This window comes from Streptomyces sp. NPDC005195, from assembly GCF_040608315.1.
Lineage (GTDB): Bacteria > Actinomycetota > Actinomycetes > Streptomycetales > Streptomycetaceae > Streptomyces > Streptomyces kaempferi.
On record NZ_JBEXHZ010000004.1, the window covers coordinates 304,406 to 321,194 of the forward strand.

Annotated in this window: 14 protein-coding genes; 13 read left to right on the forward strand and 1 reads right to left on the reverse strand. The window is 71.6% G+C overall.

Going from position 1 to position 16,789, the window contains the following annotated elements; genetic code table 11:
- The first annotated feature begins 26 nt into the window (after nucleotides 1–26).
- The 6 genes from ABZV34_RS07645 to ABZV34_RS07670 all read left to right on the forward strand — a co-directional run bounded on the left by ABZV34_RS07645 (nucleotide 27) and on the right by ABZV34_RS07670 (nucleotide 4,188).
- Entirely contained in the window at nucleotides 27–1,205 is a 1,179-nt protein-coding gene (locus ABZV34_RS07645) for a TadA family conjugal transfer-associated ATPase (RefSeq protein WP_356272259.1), read from the forward strand.
- Nucleotides 1,202–2,068, forward strand: coding sequence for a type II secretion system F family protein (locus ABZV34_RS07650; protein WP_356272353.1), 867 nt, complete (start codon nucleotides 1,202–1,204; stop codon nucleotides 2,066–2,068). The genes ABZV34_RS07645 and ABZV34_RS07650 overlap by 4 nt, the downstream gene beginning before the upstream one ends.
- The gene (locus ABZV34_RS07655; RefSeq protein ID WP_356272261.1) at nucleotides 2,065–2,844 is read left to right on the forward strand and encodes a type II secretion system F family protein; all 780 of its coding nucleotides are present in this window, start codon (nucleotides 2,065–2,067) and stop codon (nucleotides 2,842–2,844) included. The genes ABZV34_RS07650 and ABZV34_RS07655 overlap by 4 nt, the downstream gene beginning before the upstream one ends.
- A gap of 79 nt (nucleotides 2,845–2,923) precedes the next feature.
- On the forward strand, nucleotides 2,924–3,130 hold the full coding sequence (locus ABZV34_RS07660) for a DUF4244 domain-containing protein (RefSeq protein ID WP_356272263.1): 207 nt from the start codon (nucleotides 2,924–2,926) through the stop codon (nucleotides 3,128–3,130).
- A complete protein-coding gene (locus tag ABZV34_RS07665; protein ID WP_356272265.1) occupies nucleotides 3,117–3,518 on the forward strand; it encodes a TadE family type IV pilus minor pilin in 402 nt (133 codons plus the stop codon). The genes ABZV34_RS07660 and ABZV34_RS07665 overlap by 14 nt, the downstream gene beginning before the upstream one ends.
- A 268-nt stretch (nucleotides 3,519–3,786) precedes the next feature.
- The gene (locus tag ABZV34_RS07670) at nucleotides 3,787–4,188 is read left to right on the forward strand and encodes an Rv3654c family TadE-like protein (RefSeq protein ID WP_356272355.1); all 402 of its coding nucleotides are present in this window, start codon (nucleotides 3,787–3,789) and stop codon (nucleotides 4,186–4,188) included.
- Here the strand turns inward: ABZV34_RS07670 and ABZV34_RS07675 are convergent.
- Nucleotides 4,154–6,607: a DEAD/DEAH box helicase gene (locus tag ABZV34_RS07675; RefSeq protein ID WP_356272267.1), complete on the reverse strand. Its 2,454-nt coding sequence runs from the start codon at nucleotides 6,605–6,607 to the stop codon at nucleotides 4,154–4,156. The two genes, ABZV34_RS07670 and ABZV34_RS07675, sit on opposite strands and share 35 nt — an antisense overlap.
- An 80-nt stretch (nucleotides 6,608–6,687) precedes the next feature.
- Between ABZV34_RS07675 and bldG the strand changes: the two genes are divergently transcribed.
- From bldG to topA, 7 genes are all read left to right on the forward strand, one after another.
- Nucleotides 6,688–7,029 carry an anti-sigma factor antagonist BldG gene (gene bldG / locus ABZV34_RS07680; protein WP_356272269.1) on the forward strand — a complete coding sequence of 114 codons (342 nt, stop codon included), beginning with the start codon at nucleotides 6,688–6,690 and terminating at the stop codon, nucleotides 7,027–7,029.
- Nucleotides 7,030–7,143: 114 nt separating this feature from the next.
- The gene (locus ABZV34_RS07685; RefSeq protein ID WP_356272271.1) at nucleotides 7,144–7,581 is read left to right on the forward strand and encodes an ATP-binding protein; all 438 of its coding nucleotides are present in this window, start codon (nucleotides 7,144–7,146) and stop codon (nucleotides 7,579–7,581) included.
- A 322-nt stretch (nucleotides 7,582–7,903) separates the two neighbouring features.
- Nucleotides 7,904–10,309 (forward strand): sodium-translocating pyrophosphatase, encoded by a 2,406-nt coding sequence (locus ABZV34_RS07690; RefSeq protein WP_356272273.1) that lies wholly within the window; start codon nucleotides 7,904–7,906, stop codon nucleotides 10,307–10,309.
- 205 nt (nucleotides 10,310–10,514) lie between these two features.
- Nucleotides 10,515–11,105 (forward strand): small secreted protein, encoded by a 591-nt coding sequence (locus ABZV34_RS07695; protein WP_356272275.1) that lies wholly within the window; start codon nucleotides 10,515–10,517, stop codon nucleotides 11,103–11,105.
- Between the two features lie 202 nt (nucleotides 11,106–11,307).
- Nucleotides 11,308–12,828 carry a class I SAM-dependent methyltransferase gene (locus tag ABZV34_RS07700; protein ID WP_356272277.1) on the forward strand — a complete coding sequence of 507 codons (1,521 nt, stop codon included), beginning with the start codon at nucleotides 11,308–11,310 and terminating at the stop codon, nucleotides 12,826–12,828.
- Nucleotides 12,829–13,453: 625 nt separating this feature from the next.
- Nucleotides 13,454–13,651 carry a hypothetical protein gene (locus tag ABZV34_RS07705; protein ID WP_168529291.1) on the forward strand — a complete coding sequence of 66 codons (198 nt, stop codon included), beginning with the start codon at nucleotides 13,454–13,456 and terminating at the stop codon, nucleotides 13,649–13,651.
- A 236-nt stretch (nucleotides 13,652–13,887) separates the two neighbouring features.
- Entirely contained in the window at nucleotides 13,888–16,701 is a 2,814-nt protein-coding gene (gene topA, locus ABZV34_RS07710) for a type I DNA topoisomerase (protein ID WP_356272279.1), read from the forward strand.
- Nucleotides 16,702–16,789: the final 88 nt, after the last annotated feature.

The following is a 16,789-nucleotide window of genomic DNA, read 5'->3' on the forward strand; positions in this document are numbered from 1 at the left end:
CCGGACCGTCAGGAGCCGTGGGGCACATGGGGCACACAGGGCGAACGGAGCTGTTGGACGGTGTACGGCAGTGGCTCGCCGAGAGCGGGTCGGAGCCCACACCGGCACGCGTGGCGCAGGCCCTGCGCGCGCAGGGCCGCGTCCTCGGTGACACCGAAGTCCTCGGAGCCGCCCGGCAGCTGCGCTCCGAACTGGTCGGCAGTGGACCTCTGGAACCTCTGCTCGCCGACCCGTCGGTCACCGACGTCCTGGTGTCGGCGCCCGATCGGGTCTGGGTCGACCGGGGCGGCGGACTGGAACTGACGGCCGTCGCCTTCCCGGACGCGGCGGCCGTGCGGCGCCTCGCACAGCGCCTCGCGGCCGTGGCCGGACGGAGGCTCGACGACGCGCGGCCCTGGGTCGACGCCCGGCTTCCGGACGGCACCCGGCTGCACGCGGTACTGCCACCGGTCGCCGTCGGCTCCACCTGCCTGTCGCTGCGTGTCGTACGACCGCGCGCTTTCACGCTCGACGAACTGGTGGCCGCCGGGACGGTGCCGCCCGGCGGCGACCGGGTGCTGCGGGCCCTGCTGGAGGCCCGGCTGTCCTTCCTGATCAGCGGCGGCACCGGCTCGGGAAAGACGACGCTGCTGAGCGCGCTGCTGGGGCTGGTCGGCCCGGGGGAGCGGATCGTGCTGGCCGAGGACTCGGCGGAGCTGCGGCCCGACCATCCCCATGTGGTCCGGTTGGAGGGGCGGCCCGCCAACCAGGAGGGCGCCGGGCTCGTGGCACTGCAGGACCTGGTCCGCCAGGCCCTGCGCATGCGACCTGACCGGCTGGTCGTCGGTGAGGTGCGCGGACCGGAGGTCGTCTCGCTGCTGGCGGCGCTCAACACGGGCCACGAGGGCGGGTGCGGAACGGTGCACGCGAACGCGGCGGCGCAGGTACCGGCCCGCCTGGAGGCCCTGGGTACCGCCGCCGGGCTCGACAGGGCCGCCCTGCACAGCCAGTTGGCGGCGGCGCTGTCAGTGGTCCTGCACCTCGCGCGTGACCGGGCGGGGCGTCGGCGCATCGCCGAAGTCCACGTCCTCGAGCGCGATCCGTCGGGCCTGGTGGTGACGGTTCCCGCGCTGCGGTGGGGCGCTCGGGCGTTCGCGTACGAGCCGGGTTGGGAGCGGCTGCGGGGGCTGCTCCGCGAGGGGAGCGAGGGGAGCGGACCGTGGTGACGGGGACGGGCGGGATGTCGCTGGGGGCAGCCATGGCGTGCGCCGGGACGGCCGCCTGGCTGATGGGCGGGTGGAACTCGGGGGCGCGCAGAGCGCGGCTGCTGTGTGCGGGCGGCGCGGTGGCGGCCGGACCACCGGCGGGGGAGAGGGCGCGGGCCGGATGGCGGCGGCTGCGCGGGCGGCTGCGGCCCGAAGGGTGGTCGCTGGTGGCCGGGTTGGCGGTCGCGCTGCTGGGTGCCTCGGTCGTGCCGCTGCTCCTCGGCGCGGCCGGGGTGCCGTTGTTCCGGCGGGTACGACGGGCCGGGGAGGCGGACCGGGAGCGGGAGCGCCGGGGCGACGCGGTGATCGCCCTGTGCGGGGCCCTCGCCGGTGAGGTGCGGGCCGGACGGCAGCCGGGCGAGGCGCTGTTGAACGCCGCGCACGACTCGGGCGGCCTCGGCGAGGGGCGGGCGGGGGTACTGGCCGCGGCGCGGTTCGGCGGGGACGTGCCGGACGCGCTGACCGACGCGGCACGGCAGCCGGGGGCCGAGGGGCTGGTGGGGCTCGCCGCGTGCTGGCGGGTGGCCGTGGACCGGGGTGCGGGTCTCGCGGCGGGGCTGGACCGCCTGGAAGGGGCGCTGTGCGCGGAGCGCGACCAGCGGGCCGATCTGAGAGCCCAGTTGGCGGGGTCGCGGTCGACGGCGGTGATGCTCGCGGGGCTGCCGGTCCTGGGGCTGTTGCTCGGCACGGCGCTGGGCGCGGATCCGCTGCACGTGCTGCTGCACAGCGGGCCGGGCCTGGGTTGCCTGCTGGTCGGTGGGGTGCTGGAGGGCGTGGGGCTGTGGTGGGCGCTACGCATCGTGAAGGGAGCGGAGGCGGCATGAGTGCGGAGATTGTCCACAGGCTGGGCATGCTCGGGTGCGGTGCGATGGCGCTCGGGTGGCTGGTGCGGGCGTTCGGCAGGGCGCGGTACGAGCGGCGGGCGCGCAGGAGGCTGGCCGGGTTGCTGGACCCGCGGCGGCCGCCACAGCGGCGGCGATTCGACGTCCGGGGCGCGGGCCTGAGGTGGCTGCCGCCGGTGGGCGCCGTGTGCGCCGGCTGGGTGCTGGTCGGAGGGCCGGCCGGGGTCGTGACGGGACTGGTCGCCGGGCTCGGGATCCTTCGGTGGCGCCGGAGGCGCGGGCCGGAGCGGGTGGAGGAGTACGACGTGACGCGGGCCGCCCGGCAGCTTCCGCTCGCCGCCGACCTGGTGGCGGCCTGCATCGCGGCGGGGGCGGATCCCGTGGGGGCGGCCCGGGCCGTGGGCGAGGCCCTCGGCGGGCCCGTCGGGGAGCGGCTTGCCCGGGGTGCCGCGGAGGTGCGGCTCGGAGGCGAACCGGCGGACGCGTGGCGGAGGTTGGCGTCGATACCGGGTGCCGGGGGTCTGGCGCGGCTGCTGGAGCGGGCGGGCGAGTCGGGGGTGCCGGCGGCCGTGCCGGTCGGGCGACTCGCCACCGAGGCCCGCGCCGAACGGGGGCGGAGCGCGACGGCGCGGGCACGCAGGGCGGCCGTCATGGTCACCGTGCCCGTGGGGCTGTGCTTCCTGCCCGCGTTCCTCGCGATCGGTGTCCTGCCCGTGGTGATCGGGCTGGCGGACGGGGTGCTGGGAGGTGGTGGATGACCGGCCGGACGGCCGGCGACAGGCGTCGAGTGACGACACGAGTCAAGTGATCAGCAGGATCGAACCCACGGGGGTTGAGATGCGCAGGACGGTACGAGTACGGGTACGGGCATGGATGCGCGGCCTGGCGGCGCGCGGGGACGCGGGAATGGTCACCTCCGAGTACGCGGTGGGTGTCATCGCGGCGGTGGCCTTCGCGGCCGTGCTCTACAAGGTGGTGACGAGCGGTCAGGTCAGCGCGGAGTTGCAGGACATCGTGGGGCGGGCGCTCAATGTCCCGACATGAGCCGGTGGCGGCCGGCCCGGTCCGGTGCGGCGACCGCGGATTCGTGACCGCCGAGGCCGCGGTGGTGCTGCCCTCGCTGGTGCTCGTCGGAATGGCGCTGGTGTGGGCCCTGCTCGCCGCGTCCGCGCAGATCCAGTGCGTGGACGCGGCGAGGGCGGGCGCCCGCGCGGCGGCCCGCCAGGACCCGCCCGACACGGTCCTGGCGACCGCCCGCCGCGCGGCACCGCGCGGTGCCGGGGTCACGGTGAGCCGGACGGGTGATCTGGTCCGGGTGACGGTCACGGCGAACGCGCCGGGGCCCGACGCGCTGTCCGTGGAGCTGAGCGACGAGGCCGTGGCCCTGGCGGAGGAGACCGTGGGGGTGACCGGCGATGACACGAGGTCATAGCGCGCGACGCGTCCGCCTCGTGCCGATGCCCGACGCCCTCCGACCCCCGCGTGACCGGCGCGGGCTCACGCGATCCCCCGCAGGGCGCCAGCGCACCCCCGCAGGGTCCCAGCGCACCCTCTCAGGACCTCTGCGCGCCCTTCTCCGGCCCCGCGCTCTCCTCGGGCCCCCGCACACCCTTCTCGGGCCGCGCGGCCTCCTCCGGCCTCCGTGCGCCCTCCTCCGCTCTCCACACGCCCTGCTCCGGGCCACACGGGCTGCCGTGTGGGTGAGGCGGCGGACGCGGTCCCCGGATTTCTCGGACAGGGGGTCGGCGACCGTGTGGGCGGTCGGGGTGATCGCCCTGCTGTGTGCCGTCTTCGGGGCGGTCCTGGCCATGGGGCAGGCGGTCGTGGTGCGCCACCGCGCGGCGGGGGCGGCCGACCTGGCCGCGCTCGCCGCCGCGGACCACTGGAGGGACGGGAGCGCGGAGGCCTGCGCCGAGGCGGACCGGGTGGCCCGGGCCCAGCGTGCCCGGCTGGCGCGGTGCGCGGTGGAGGGCGAGATCGCGGACGTCATGGCCGTGTCGGGTGCGGGCCCCTTCGCCGCGGAGATCAGATCCAGAGCGGGCCCCGCCACACCGGTCGACCCGGCGGCTACTCCGGCGGCGCTCCCCGCAGCAGTTCGGTGAGCAGCCGGACGGCACCCCGTTTGTGCAGCGGGTCGTTGCCGTTGCCGCACTTGGGGGACTGGATGCAGGACGGGCAGCCCGCCTCGCACTCGCAGGACGAGATGGCCTCACGGGTGGCGGTGAGCCAGGCACGGGCGGTGTGGAAGGCACGTTCGGCGAAGCCCGCGCCGCCGGGGTGACCGTCGTAGACGAACACCGTGGGCAGCAGGGTGTCGGGGTGCAGCGGGACGGACACGCCGCCGATGTCCCAGCGGTCGCAGGTGGCGAACAGCGGGAGCATGCCGATCGACGCGTGTTCGGCGGCGTGCAGGGCGCCGCCGAGGATCTCCGGACCGATGCGGGCGGCGTCCAGCTGATCCTCGGTGACCGTCCACCACACGGCACGCGTGCGGAGTGTGCGCGGAGGGAGGTCGAGCTTCGACTCACCCAGTACTTCCCCGGTGATGACCCTACGGCGCAGGAAGGAGACGACCTGGTTGGTGACTTCGACGGAGCCGTAGCACAACCGGCCCTCGCCCCAGGGGATTTCGGTGTCCGTCTCGAGGACGGAGATGGCGGTCGTGTCGCGGGCGACCGTCGAGTACGGCGGGTTGGCCTCCTCGACCAGTGCGACGGAGTCCTCCAGGTCCAGGTGCTGCACCAGGTACGTACGGCCCTGGTGCAGATGGACCGCGCCCTCGTGCACCGTCGTGTGCGCGGCGCCGGCGTCCACCGTGCCGAGCAGCCGCCCCGTTCCGGCCTCGACGATCTGCACCGGGCTGCCGCCCTCGCCGCGGATGTCGGTCAGGTCGGCGGCCCGCTCCCGGCGTGTCCAGTGCCAGGCCTTCGTCCGGCGGCGCAGCAGTTTCGCGGCCTCCAGTTGCGGGAGCAGATCCGCGGCGGCCGGCCCGAACAGCTCCAGGTCCTCGTCCGTGAGAGGGATCTCGGAGGCGGCGGCGCACAGGTGGGGGGCGAGGACGTACGGGTTGTCGGGGTCGAGGACCGTGGATTCCACCGGTTGGTCGAACAGTGCTTCGGGGTGGTGGACGAGGAACGTGTCCAGCGGGTCGTCGCGGGCGACGAGGATCGCGAGCGCGCCCTGCCCCGAGCGGCCGGCGCGGCCCGCCTGCTGCCACAGGGACGCTCGGGTGCCCGGGTAGCCGGCGATGACGACCGCGTCCAGTCCGGAGACGTCGACGCCGAGTTCGAGGGCGGTGGTGGCGGCGAGACCGAGGAGTTCTCCGGAGTGCAGGGCGCGTTCGAGGGCGCGGCGCTCTTCGGGGAGGTAGCCGCCGCGGTACGCCGCCACGCGCCGGACGAGCGAGCGGTCGACCTCGGCCAGCCGCTCCTGGGCGATCACCGCGATCAGTTCGGCGCCGCGCCGGGACCGTACGAAGGCGACCGAGCGCACGCCCTGGACGGTCAGGTCCGTCAGGAGGTCGGCGGTCTCGGCGGTGGCGGTACGCCGGACGGGCGCGCCCTTCTCGCCGTGCAGTTCGGTGAGCGGGGGTTCCCAGAGGGCGAAGACCAGCTCGCCGCGCGGGGAGGCGTCGTCGGCGACCTCGACCACCGGGAGGCCGGTCAGGCGACGGGCGGCGACGGAGGGTTCGGCGGCGGTCGCGGAGGCCAGCAGGAAGACGGGCGAGGAGCCGTAGCGGGCGCACAGGCGGCGCAGTCGGCGCAGCACCTGGGCGACGTGGGAGCCGAAGACGCCACGGTAGGTGTGGCACTCGTCGATGACGACGTACTTCAGGGCACGGAGGAAGGAGGCCCAGCGAGGGTGGGAGGGAAGTATCCCGCGATGCAGCATGTCGGGGTTGGTCAGGACGTAGTTGGCGTACTGGCGGACCCACTCGCGTTCCTCGAACGGGGTGTCGCCGTCGTACACGGCCGGGCGGACGGCGTTGCCCAGAGGTTGTGAAAGTTCCTTCACGGAACGCCGCTGATCGGCTGCGAGGGCCTTTGTGGGCGCCAGGTAGAGCGCGGTGGCCCCTCGGCCGTTCGGCGCCTCGGAGCCGTCCAGAAGGGCTGTGAGGACCGGCGCGAGGTATGCCAGGGACTTGCCTGAGGCCGTGCCGGTGGCGACGATCACGGACTCGCCGTCCAGGGCGTGCTCGGCGGCGAGCGCCTGGTGGGCCCAGGGGTGCTCGATGCCCGCGGCCTGCACGGCGGCGACGACCTCCGATCGGATCCGATCGGGCCATACGGCATGGCGACCCGCCCGCGGGGGCAAGTGCTCCGTATGAGTGATGCGCGAAGCCCGGCTCGGCCCCGAGGCGAGCAGGCCCAGGACCGTGCCCGGAGACGGGCGGGAAGCGGTGTCCGACGAGGTTCGATCGGATCGGTGATTCTTGGCCATCGGCATCGAGTGTGTCACTGGCGTGACGGACAATGGGCTCAAGGCGTCGTGCACGCCTGCCGGTAAGTGATTGAATGCCATCGCGGCTGGCGAACCGTCCCGGGGGCTCTGCCGAGGTGTCCCTTCGGGCGACCGCTCGATAGCAAGGTGCTGGAGGATCCGTGGACCTGTCCCTGTCGACCCGTACCGTCGGCGATCGTACGGTCGTCGAGGGCGGTGGCGAAATCGATGTATATACCGCGCCCAAGCTGCGTGAGCAGCTGGTCGAGCTGGTGAACGACGGCAGTTTCCATCTTGTCGTCGACATGGAGGGCGTGGACTTCCTCGACTCCACCGGGCTCGGCGTTTTGGTGGGCGGCCTGAAGCGTGTGCGTGCCCATGAGGGCTCGCTGCGACTGGTCTGCAACCAGGAGCGCATTCTGAAGATCTTCCGTATCACCGGTCTCACCAAGGTGTTCCCCATCCACACCTCGGTCGAGGAAGCGGTAGCGGCCACCGACTGACCCCGTCACGGGGCGCCACGGGAGCGTGGCGTCCGAGACGGTAGAAGCAATGGAGGGGGACTGGGCCTCGGCGGCCCGGCCCCCTGACAGCACGCCCGTAGTTGAGGGGGATGCATGGCCACCGTTGAGCTCCGCTTCAGCGCGCTGCCCGAGCACGTCAGGACCGCCCGACTGGTGGCGGCAGCGGTGGCGCGCAGGGCCGGAGTGGACGAGGCCGTCCTCGACGAGGTCAGACTCGCCGTGGGCGAGGCCTGCAGCCGTGCCGTCGGACTGCACCAGAGCGGCGGCATCTCGGCGCCGGTGCGGGTGACGCTGATCGAGGAGGAGAAGCAGTTCTCCATCGAGGTCGGCGACGAGGCGCCGCGTTCGGCGCTCGGTGCGACGGTGTCCGGAGCCTCTCCCGGCAATGCCGACACGGACGCCGAGGAGGACGAGATGGGCCTCGCGGTCATCAGCGGCCTCGTCGACGACGTGGAAGTCAGCGCCGACGAGCACGGTGGACTGATCAGGATGAGCTGGCCGACCACGCCGCCGGTCACGCTCGTTCCCTGATGTCCCCCTCGTAGCAGGACACGTACAAGACACACTCATCACACGAAGGGCCCTGCCTCGCAGGGCCCTTTTTCTTGCTCCCGGGCAGGTGAGATGACTGCGCGGGCCTTTCGTGAATTGGTTCACGATCAATCACGCGATTATTTGATCAAGGGTCAACGCTTTTGGGGCATTACCTCTTTTGGGTTCTGTGAACACCCGTCGATCATTTGCTGACGGGGATGTGAAGGCAAATTCCGTTTACCGCGTACTGTTTTGATCAGGTCCCGGTACCTACAATCCGTCCACATCTTGAGCTCAGCACAGGCGTCAAGGAGGACGAATGGCGGGGCTTTCTACCCCTCATCAGTTTGACCATCCCACAACCTTCGCAGCCGCAGTCCTGACCGACGACAACCGCATGATCGTGATGGTCATCGGCGTCGTCGCGCTGGCGGCCCTGGCGGTCGCCGGGGTCCTGGTACGGCAAGTGCTCGCGGCCGGCGAGGGCACCGACAGCATGAAGGAGATCGCGGCGGCGGTCCAGGAAGGCGCGAACGCCTACCTGGGGCGGCAGTTGCGCACTCTGGCGGTATTCGCCTCCGTGGTGTTCTTCCTGCTCATGCTGCTGCCCGCGGACGACTGGAATCAGCGCGCGGGAAGATCGATCTTCTTCTTGATCGGCGCGGTGTTCTCGGCGACCACCGGATATATCGGCATGTGGCTCGCCGTCCGGAGCAATGTCCGCGTGGCCGCCGCGGCACGGGAAGCGACTCCGGCCGCGGGGGAACCCGAAAAGGATCTCACCGCCGTCTCGCACAAAGCCATGAAGATCGCATTCCGTACGGGCGGCGTCGTCGGCATGTTCACGGTGGGGCTCGGTCTGCTGGGCGCCTCCTGTGTGGTGCTGGTCTACGCGGCCGACGCGCCGAAGGTCCTGGAGGGATTCGGACTCGGCGCCGCGCTGATCGCCATGTTCATGCGTGTCGGCGGCGGCATCTTCACCAAGGCCGCCGACGTCGGCGCCGACCTGGTCGGCAAGGTCGAGCAGGGCATCCCGGAGGACGACCCGCGCAACGCCGCGACCATCGCCGACAACGTCGGTGACAACGTCGGTGACTGCGCCGGCATGGCCGCGGACCTCTTCGAGTCGTACGCCGTCACGCTCGTCGCCGCGCTGATCCTCGGCAAGGCGGCGTTCGGCGACTCCGGGCTCGCTTTCCCGCTGATCGTGCCCGCGATCGGCGTCCTCACGGCCATGGTCGGCATCTTCGCGGTGGCACCACGCCGTTCCGACCGCAGCGGCATGTCCGCGATCAACCGTGGCTTCTTCGTCTCCGCGGTGATCTCGCTGGTGCTGGTCGCGGTGGCCGTCTTCGTCTACCTGCCGGGGAAGTACTCCGGCCTGGACGGCGTCACGGACGCGGCGATCAAGGCGAAGAGCGGCGATCCGCGGATCCTCGCGCTGGTGGCCGTCGCGATCGGCATCGTGCTGGCCGCGCTGATCCAGCAGCTGACCGGCTACTTCACGGAGACCACCCGTCGTCCCGTACGGGACATCGGCAAGAGCTCGCTCACCGGTGCGGCCACCGTCGTCCTCGCCGGTATCTCCATCGGTCTCGAATCGGCCGTCTACACCGCCCTGCTGATCGGCCTCGGCGTGTACGGGGCCTTCCTGCTCGGCGGCGCGTCCATCACGCTGGCGCTCTTCGCCGTGGCGCTCGCCGGGACCGGCCTGCTCACCACGGTCGGTGTCATCGTCGCCATGGACACCTTCGGCCCGGTCTCCGACAACGCCCAGGGCATCGCGGAGATGTCCGGCGACGTCACGGGCGCGGGCGCCCAGGTGCTCACCGACCTGGACGCGGTGGGCAACACCACCAAGGCCATCACCAAGGGCATCGCCATCGCCACGGCCGTCCTCGCCGCCTCGGCGCTCTTCGGGTCCTACCGGGACGCGATCCTGTCGGCCGCGAACGACGTGGGCGAGAAGGTCTCCGGGCCCGGCGCGCCGTTGAACCTGATGATGGACATCTCCCAGCCCAACAACCTGGTGGGCCTGATCGCCGGCGCGGCCGTCGTGTTCCTCTTCTCGGGCCTCGCGATCAACGCCGTGTCGCGCTCCGCGGGGGCCGTGGTCTACGAGGTGCGGCGGCAGTTCCGCGAGCACCCCGGGATCATGGACTACACGGAGAAGCCCGAATACGGGCGGGTCGTCGACATCTGCACCAAGGACGCCCTGCGGGAGCTGGCCACCCCGGGTCTGCTCGCCGTCCTGGCGCCCATCGCCATCGGCTTCACCCTCGGTGTCGGCGCGCTCGGCTCGTATCTCGCGGGAGCGATCGGCACCGGCACCCTGATGGCCGTCTTCCTCGCCAACTCCGGCGGCGCGTGGGACAACGCGAAGAAACTCGTGGAGGACGGTCACCACGGCGGCAAGGGCAGCGAGGCGCACGCCGCCACGGTGATCGGCGACACCGTCGGTGACCCCTTCAAGGACACCGCGGGACCGGCGATCAACCCGCTTCTGAAGGTGATGAACCTGGTGGCGCTGCTGATCGCGCCGGCGGTCGTCAGGTTCTCGTACGGCGACGACAAGAACCTCGCTCTGCGCTTCCTGATCGCGGTGCTCTCGCTGCTCGTGATCGTGGTCGCGGTGTACATCTCGAAGCGACGCGGGATCGCCGTGGGCGACGAGGAGGACGCGGAACGGGTCTCCAAGTCGCCGGATGCGGCGGTGGTTTCGTAGCTCCAGGGTTCTCCATCTGGTCAGGTACTGGCCAACGGGCGGGCGGGCGGCGCGTTTTGATACGCCGCCCGCCCGCCTTGTGTGTGTTCACACCCTCGCCGTGAGCCTTCTCTCGCTTGGTGCAAATGGCCCTAATAATGGGTGAACCGGTCGCACGGCCCGCGGATGTCGCCCGGATGGCGTGTATGTTCCGGGGCCGAGAGCCATGGAAGGGACCAATCCGGTGAACAAGAAGCTCACGGCCGTACTGTCCGGCGGTGCGGTACTGGCACTGGCGCTGTCGGGATGCAGCAGCGACAACGGCAACGACGACAAGCTGAACTCCTGGGCCAAGCAGGTCTGTGACGCGGTGCAGCCGCAGGCCAAGAAGATCGAGGCCGCCAACGCCGCGATCCAGAAGGAGACCTCGGACAACAGCGCGCCGGACGCCGTCCGGAAGACGGACGCGCAGGCCTTCCAGGACATGTCCGACGCCTACAAGGCGATCGGCGCCGCCGTCGACGGCGCCGGCGCGCCCGACGTCACCGACGGCAAGAAGAAGCAGACGGACGCCGTGAAGGAACTCAACGGCATCTCCGCGTCCTACGCCGCCCTCAAGAAGCAGGTCGACGGGCTCGACACGAAGGACCAGGCGAAGTTCGCGGACGGCCTCAAGGGCATCGCGACGCAGCTCGCCAAGCTGAGCCAGAGCGGCAACGACGCGCTGAAGAAGCTGGAGGAGGGCGACGTGGGCAAGGCGATGGCGAAGCAGGCGAGCTGCAAGTCGGCGTCGTCGCCCTCGGCGGCCCAGGGCTGAGCGGCGGGCCGGCGCGCGGCCGCCAGCCCGGCGGGGATCCGACACACGTCCGGACCAGGACCCGGTACGCCCGCGTACCGGGTCCCCGGCATGGGTGTCCACAGGGGTGCGCGCCGCTGTCCACAGGAGGCTGTCCACAGGAGTGCGTGCCGCTGTCCACAGGAGTGCGTGCCGGTCGGCGGGAGCGGACACAATGGGGGATGTGAGTCACACCAGCCTGTCACCGTTGCCCTCGTCCGACCGCGTCGACGTCGCCGCTCGGCTGCGGGACGCCCTGCTCGGCGCCTCGTTCACCGCCGACGGAATGCTCGACCTGCTCGGCGCACCCGCCTACGCGGCCCTGGCGCGCAGCGAGACCGTCCCCGCGCTCCGGGCGACCCGCGGGGACACACCGCTGGAGGCGCTCGTCCGGCTGTTCCTGCTGCAGCAGCCCGTGCCGCACGCGCGCGTGACGGACGTGCTGCCGGTGGAGGACTGCCTGGAGAGCGGCTGGCTCACCCGGGTGGGCGGGGACGAGGTCACCGCGACGGTGGACGTCCGGCCGTACGGGGGACCGGCCGGCGAGGACTGGTTCATCGTGTCCGACCTCGGGTGCGCCGTCGGCGGCGCGGGCGGCATCGGAAGCCGTGAGGAAGGCGTCGTCCTCGGTGTGGGCGGCGCGTCCACGACCCTGGCCGGCATCACGGTCCGCGAGCCCGTCGCCGCCGCGCTCGATCTCGGCACCGGCTCCGGCATCCAGGCCCTGCACGCGGTCCAGCACGCCACCCGTGTGACCGCGACCGACCTCAACCCGCGCGCGTTGCACATCACCGCGCTCACCCTGGCGCTGTCCGGCGCCCCGGCGGCCGATCTGCGCGAGGGCTCGCTCTTCGAGCCGGTCGCGGACGACGAGACGTACGACCTGATCGTCTCCAACCCGCCCTTCGTGATCTCGCCCGACGCCCGCCTCACCTACCGCGACGGCGGCATGGGCGGGGACGATCTGTGCCGCACGCTCGTTCAGCAGGCGGGGGACCGGCTGAACGAAGGGGGATACGCGCAGTTCCTGGCCAACTGGCAGCACGTGGAGGGCGAGGACTGGCAGGACCGGCTGCGCTCCTGGGTGCCGCGCGGCTGTGACGCGTGGATCGTGCAGCGCGAGGTCCAGGACATCACGCAGTACGCGGAGTTGTGGCTGCGCGACGCGGGCGACCACCGTTCCGACCCGGCCGAGTACCAGGCACGGTACGACGCGTGGCTGGACGAGTTCGAGGCGCGCAAGGTCAAGGCGGTCGGCTTCGGGTGGATCACGTTGCGCAGAACGGCGGCCGCCGAGCCCTCGATCACCGTCGAGGAGTGGCCGCACCCCGTCGAACAGCCGCTCGGAGACACCGTGCGCGCGCACTTCGCCCGTGTCGACTTCCTGCGGGCCAGTGACGACGCGGCGTTGCTCGCGGGGCACTTCAGGCTCACCGCCGAGGTGGTCCAGGAGCAGGTCGGGCTGCCCGGCGCCGAGGACCCGGAACACGTGGTGCTGCGCCAGAACCGCGGGATGCGGCGCGCCACCAAGGTGGACACGGTCGGCGCGGGCTTCGCGGGCGTGTGCGACGGCACGCTGAGCGCCGGGCGGATTCTCGACGCCATCGCCCAACTGGTCGGCGAGGACCCGGTGTTGCTGCGCGACCGGACACCCGGCCAGATCCGGCTGCTGGTGGAACAGGGGTTCCTCGAGCTCGCGGAGTGACGAGGGACGCGCCTGACGGTGGCCACCGGCACGCGCACCACCGGGCACCGGAAGCTCCGTCGGGCACCCGACGCTCCGTAGGGCACCCGACGCTCCGGGGGATCGGACGCTCCGCCGGGCACCGGATGCCCTGTCGGGCACCGTCTCGGATCCTGCCCCCGGGGCCCCGGTCGAGATCCTCCTCCGGGGCTTCCCGTCAGGACCGTCCTCCAAGGGTCCCCCGCCAGGACCCTCACCGGGGGCCTGGCCTTGACCGGGATGCGAATTCGGCCAACATACGTCCGGCGCCGGACGTTCCGGGCGATCCACGCGCGGGTGTGTCCCCGGCCGGCCGGGGGAGCGGGCGCGTCCACGGACCCGCGACAGGCCGGCCGGCGGGGGTGAGCCGGTCGGTGAGGGTGAGCGCCGGGAACGGCGAACGACGAATTCACCACACTCACGCGCCCGGCGGATCGCTCCAGCCACCCGAGGACGCCCCGGAGGGCGCCCGCACCGGGGCACGGTCCGAGCCGTCCGGGCCCGCCGATGGGGTGCCGTCCGCCCTGCGTTCACCGCAGATTCGCACAGTCGCTTCCGCGGCGTGCCAACGTCCCGACCCTAGGACTCGGGGCGGAAGGGCATATCGATGGAAAGTGGACCGGCGATCTTCGTGGGCACGGTGTTCGCCCTGTTCGGAGGCGCGCTGCTGGCGTGGACGGTGGTGCGGCTGCGGCAGGGTGAGCCCATCGCCGTCGGTGTGAACCGCGTCGCATCGGCGACGGTCGCGAGCGTTGCCGGAGCGGGTGCGCTGGCACTCGGGATGTGGTGTTTCACGCGCGTGTGAGGGCCCGACCCCCGGTAACCGGGGGGTCACGCTCCGGTTAGGGCCGAAAGGGCGGCTGCGTACTCCGGGCGGCAGGAATGGCGGTAGTCGGGTTACCGTTCGAGTGGCCGTTGCGGGCTTTTCCCGTTTGACACGGGGGCGGGATGTACCGTCACACTCCGCAGCGTCAGCACGACCCGACCCCCGGGACCCAGGCCTGGGGAGACCCCCTGCGTCGACCGGAGAGAAGAGCGAAGTTGTCCCCGACCAGCGACACCGCACACGGCGGCCGCCGACTCGTCATCGTCGAGTCGCCTGCCAAAGCGAAGACGATCAAGGGCTATCTCGGCCCCGGCTATGTCGTCGAAGCGAGCGTCGGGCACATCCGCGACCTCCCCAACGGCGCGGCGGAGGTGCCGGAGGAGTACACCGGCGAGGTGCGCCGCCTCGGAGTGGACGTCGAGAACGACTTCCAGCCCATCTACGTGGTCAACGCCGACAAGAAAGCCCAGGTCAAGAAGCTCAAGGACCTGCTGCGCGACTCCGACGAGCTCTTCCTCGCCACCGATGAGGACCGCGAGGGCGAAGCCATCGCGTGGCACCTCCTGGAGGTGCTGAAGCCCAAGGTTCCCGTCCACCGGATGGTCTTCCACGAGATCACCAAGGACGCGATCCGCAGCGCTGTCGCCAATCCGCGCGAGCTCAACCAGCGCATGGTCGACGCCCAGGAGACCCGCCGCATCCTGGACCGCCTCTACGGCTACGAGGTCTCACCGGTCCTGTGGAAGAAGGTCATGCCGCGCCTGTCGGCTGGCCGTGTCCAGTCCGTGGCGACCCGCCTCGTCGTCGAGCGGGAGCGCGAGCGCATCGCCTTCCGGTCCGCCGAGTACTGGGACCTGACCGGCACCTTCGGCACCGGCCGCCGTGGGGACGCCTCCGACCCGTCCGCCCTGGTCGCCCGCCTGACCGCGGTCGACGGCAAGCGCGTCGCCCAGGGCCGCGACTTCGACTCGCTCGGCCAGTCGAAGGGCGCCAACACACTCCATCTGGACGAGGCGAACGCCCGCGCGCTCGCCGCCGCCCTGGAGAACACGGACTTCTCGGTCCGCTCGGTCGAGTCCAAGCCCTACCGCCGTTCGCCGTACGCGCCGTTCCGCACGACGACGCTCCAGCAGGAGGCCTCGCGCAAGCTCGGCTTCGGCGCGAAGGCCACCATGCAGGTGGCCCAGAAGCTGTACGAGAACGGCTTCATCACGTACATGCGTACGGACTCCACGACCCTCTCGGAGACGGCCATCACCGCCGCCCGCACCCAGGTCACGCAGCTGTACGGCGCCGACTACCTGCCGGCCCAGCCGCGCACGTACGCCGGAAAGGTCAAGAACGCGCAGGAGGCGCACGAGGCGATCCGCCCCTCGGGTGATCGTTTCCGCACCCCGGCCGAGACGGGTCTGACCGGCGACCAGTTCAAGCTGTACGAGCTGATCTGGAAGCGGACCGTCGCCTCCCAGATGAAGGACGCGGTCGGCAACTCCGTCACGGTGAAGATCGCCGGCACCGCCGCCGACGGCCGCGACGCCGAGTTCAGCGCGTCCGGCAAGACGATCACCTTCCACGGCTTCCTCAAGGCCTACGTCGAAGGCGCGGACGACCCGAACGCCGAACTCGACGACCGCGAGAGCCGTCTCCCCCAGGTCGGCGAGGGCGACCCGCTGTCCGCCGAGGAGATCACGGTGGACGGCCACTCCACCAAGCCTCCGGCCCGCTACACCGAGGCCTCGCTGGTCAAGGAGCTCGAAGAGCGCGAGATCGGCCGCCCGTCGACGTACGCGTCGATCATCGGCACGATCCTCGACCGCGGCTACGTCTTCAAGAAGGGCACCGCCCTGGTGCCGTCCTTCCTGAGCTTCGCCGTCGTCAACCTCCTGGAGAAGCACTTCGGGCGGCTCGTCGACTACGACTTCACCGCCAAGATGGAGGACGACCTCGACCGCATCGCGCGGGGCGAGGCCCGTGCCGTGCCGTGGCTCAGGCGCTTCTACTTCGGCGAGGGCGAGGCCACCGGTGCCGCCGAGGCGGGCAACGGCGACGGCGACCACCTGGGCGGTCTCAAGGAGCTCGTCACCGACCTGGGCGCCATCGACGCCCGCGAGGTGTCGTCCTTCCCCGTCGGCAACGACATCGTGCTCCGCGTCGGCCGCTACGGCCCGTACGTCGAGCGCGGCGAGAAGGACTCCGAGAACCACCAGCGCGCCGACGTGCCCGAGGAGCTGGCCCCGGACGAGCTCTCCGTGGAACTGGCGGAGGAACTGCTCGCCAAGCCCAGCGGCGACTTCGAACTCGGCACCGACCCCGAGTCGGGCCACGAGATCATCGCGCGGGACGGCCGCTACGGCCCGTACGTCACCGAGGTACTTCCCGAGGGCACCCCGAAGACGGGCAAGAACGCCGTCAAACCGCGCACCGCGTCCCTCTTCAAGTCCATGACGCTGGACACGGTGACCCTTCAGGACGCCCTCAAACTGATGTCCCTGCCGCGCGTCGTCGGCAAGGACGCCGAGGGCGTGGAGATCACCTCGCAGAACGGGCGCTACGGGCCGTACCTGAAGAAGGGCACGGACTCGCGCTCCCTCCAGACCGAGGACCAGCTCTTCACCATCACGCTCGAAGAGGCGCTGGAGATCTACTCCCAGCCCAAGCAGCGGGGCCGTGCGGCCGCCAAGCCGCCGCTGAAGGAGCTGGGCGAGGACCCGGTCAGCGCGAAGCCCGTCGTCGTCAAGGACGGCCGTTTCGGGCCGTACGTGACCGACGGCGAGACCAACGCGACCCTGCGGTCCGGCGACAGTGTCGAGGACATCACTCCGGAGCGCGGCTTCGAGCTGCTCGCCGAGAAGCGTGCCAAGGCGCCGGCCAAGAAGACCGCGAAGAAGGCCGTCGCCAAGAAGACGGCCACCAAGAAGGCCCCTGCCAAGAAGGCCGCCGCGAAGAAGACGACGACGTCGAGTACGGCCGCCAAGAAGGCGCCCGCCAAGAAGACCGCCGCCAAGAAGACGGCCGGTTCCGAGAGCTGAGGCCGGGCCGGTACCGCCCGGCAGATGTGGACGCCCCCGTACCTTCCGGTGTGGGGGCGTCCACATGTTCGGGCACCCCTTCGGACAG

What these genes read in the sequence shown, in the direction of transcription:
- ABZV34_RS07645 (WP_356272259.1), top strand. Translation starts at nt 27, where the DNA reads ATGGGGCACACAGGGCGAACGGAGCTGTTGGACGGTGTACGGCAGTGG.
- ABZV34_RS07665 (WP_356272265.1), top strand. Translation starts at nt 3,117, where the DNA reads ATGTCCCGACATGAGCCGGTGGCGGCCGGCCCGGTCCGGTGCGGCGAC.
- ABZV34_RS07705 (WP_168529291.1), top strand. Translation starts at nt 13,454, where the DNA reads ATGGAAAGTGGACCGGCGATCTTCGTGGGCACGGTGTTCGCCCTGTTC.
- ABZV34_RS07660 (WP_356272263.1), top strand. Translation starts at nt 2,924, where the DNA reads ATGCGCAGGACGGTACGAGTACGGGTACGGGCATGGATGCGCGGCCTG.
- ABZV34_RS07695 (WP_356272275.1), top strand. Translation starts at nt 10,515, where the DNA reads ATGGAAGGGACCAATCCGGTGAACAAGAAGCTCACGGCCGTACTGTCC.
- ABZV34_RS07690 (WP_356272273.1), top strand. Translation starts at nt 7,904, where the DNA reads ATGGCGGGGCTTTCTACCCCTCATCAGTTTGACCATCCCACAACCTTC.
- ABZV34_RS07685 (WP_356272271.1), top strand. Translation starts at nt 7,144, where the DNA reads ATGGCCACCGTTGAGCTCCGCTTCAGCGCGCTGCCCGAGCACGTCAGG.
- ABZV34_RS07655 (WP_356272261.1), top strand. Translation starts at nt 2,065, where the DNA reads ATGAGTGCGGAGATTGTCCACAGGCTGGGCATGCTCGGGTGCGGTGCG.
- ABZV34_RS07675 (WP_356272267.1), bottom strand. Translation starts at nt 6,607, where the DNA reads ATGGCATTCAATCACTTACCGGCAGGCGTGCACGACGCCTTGAGCCCA.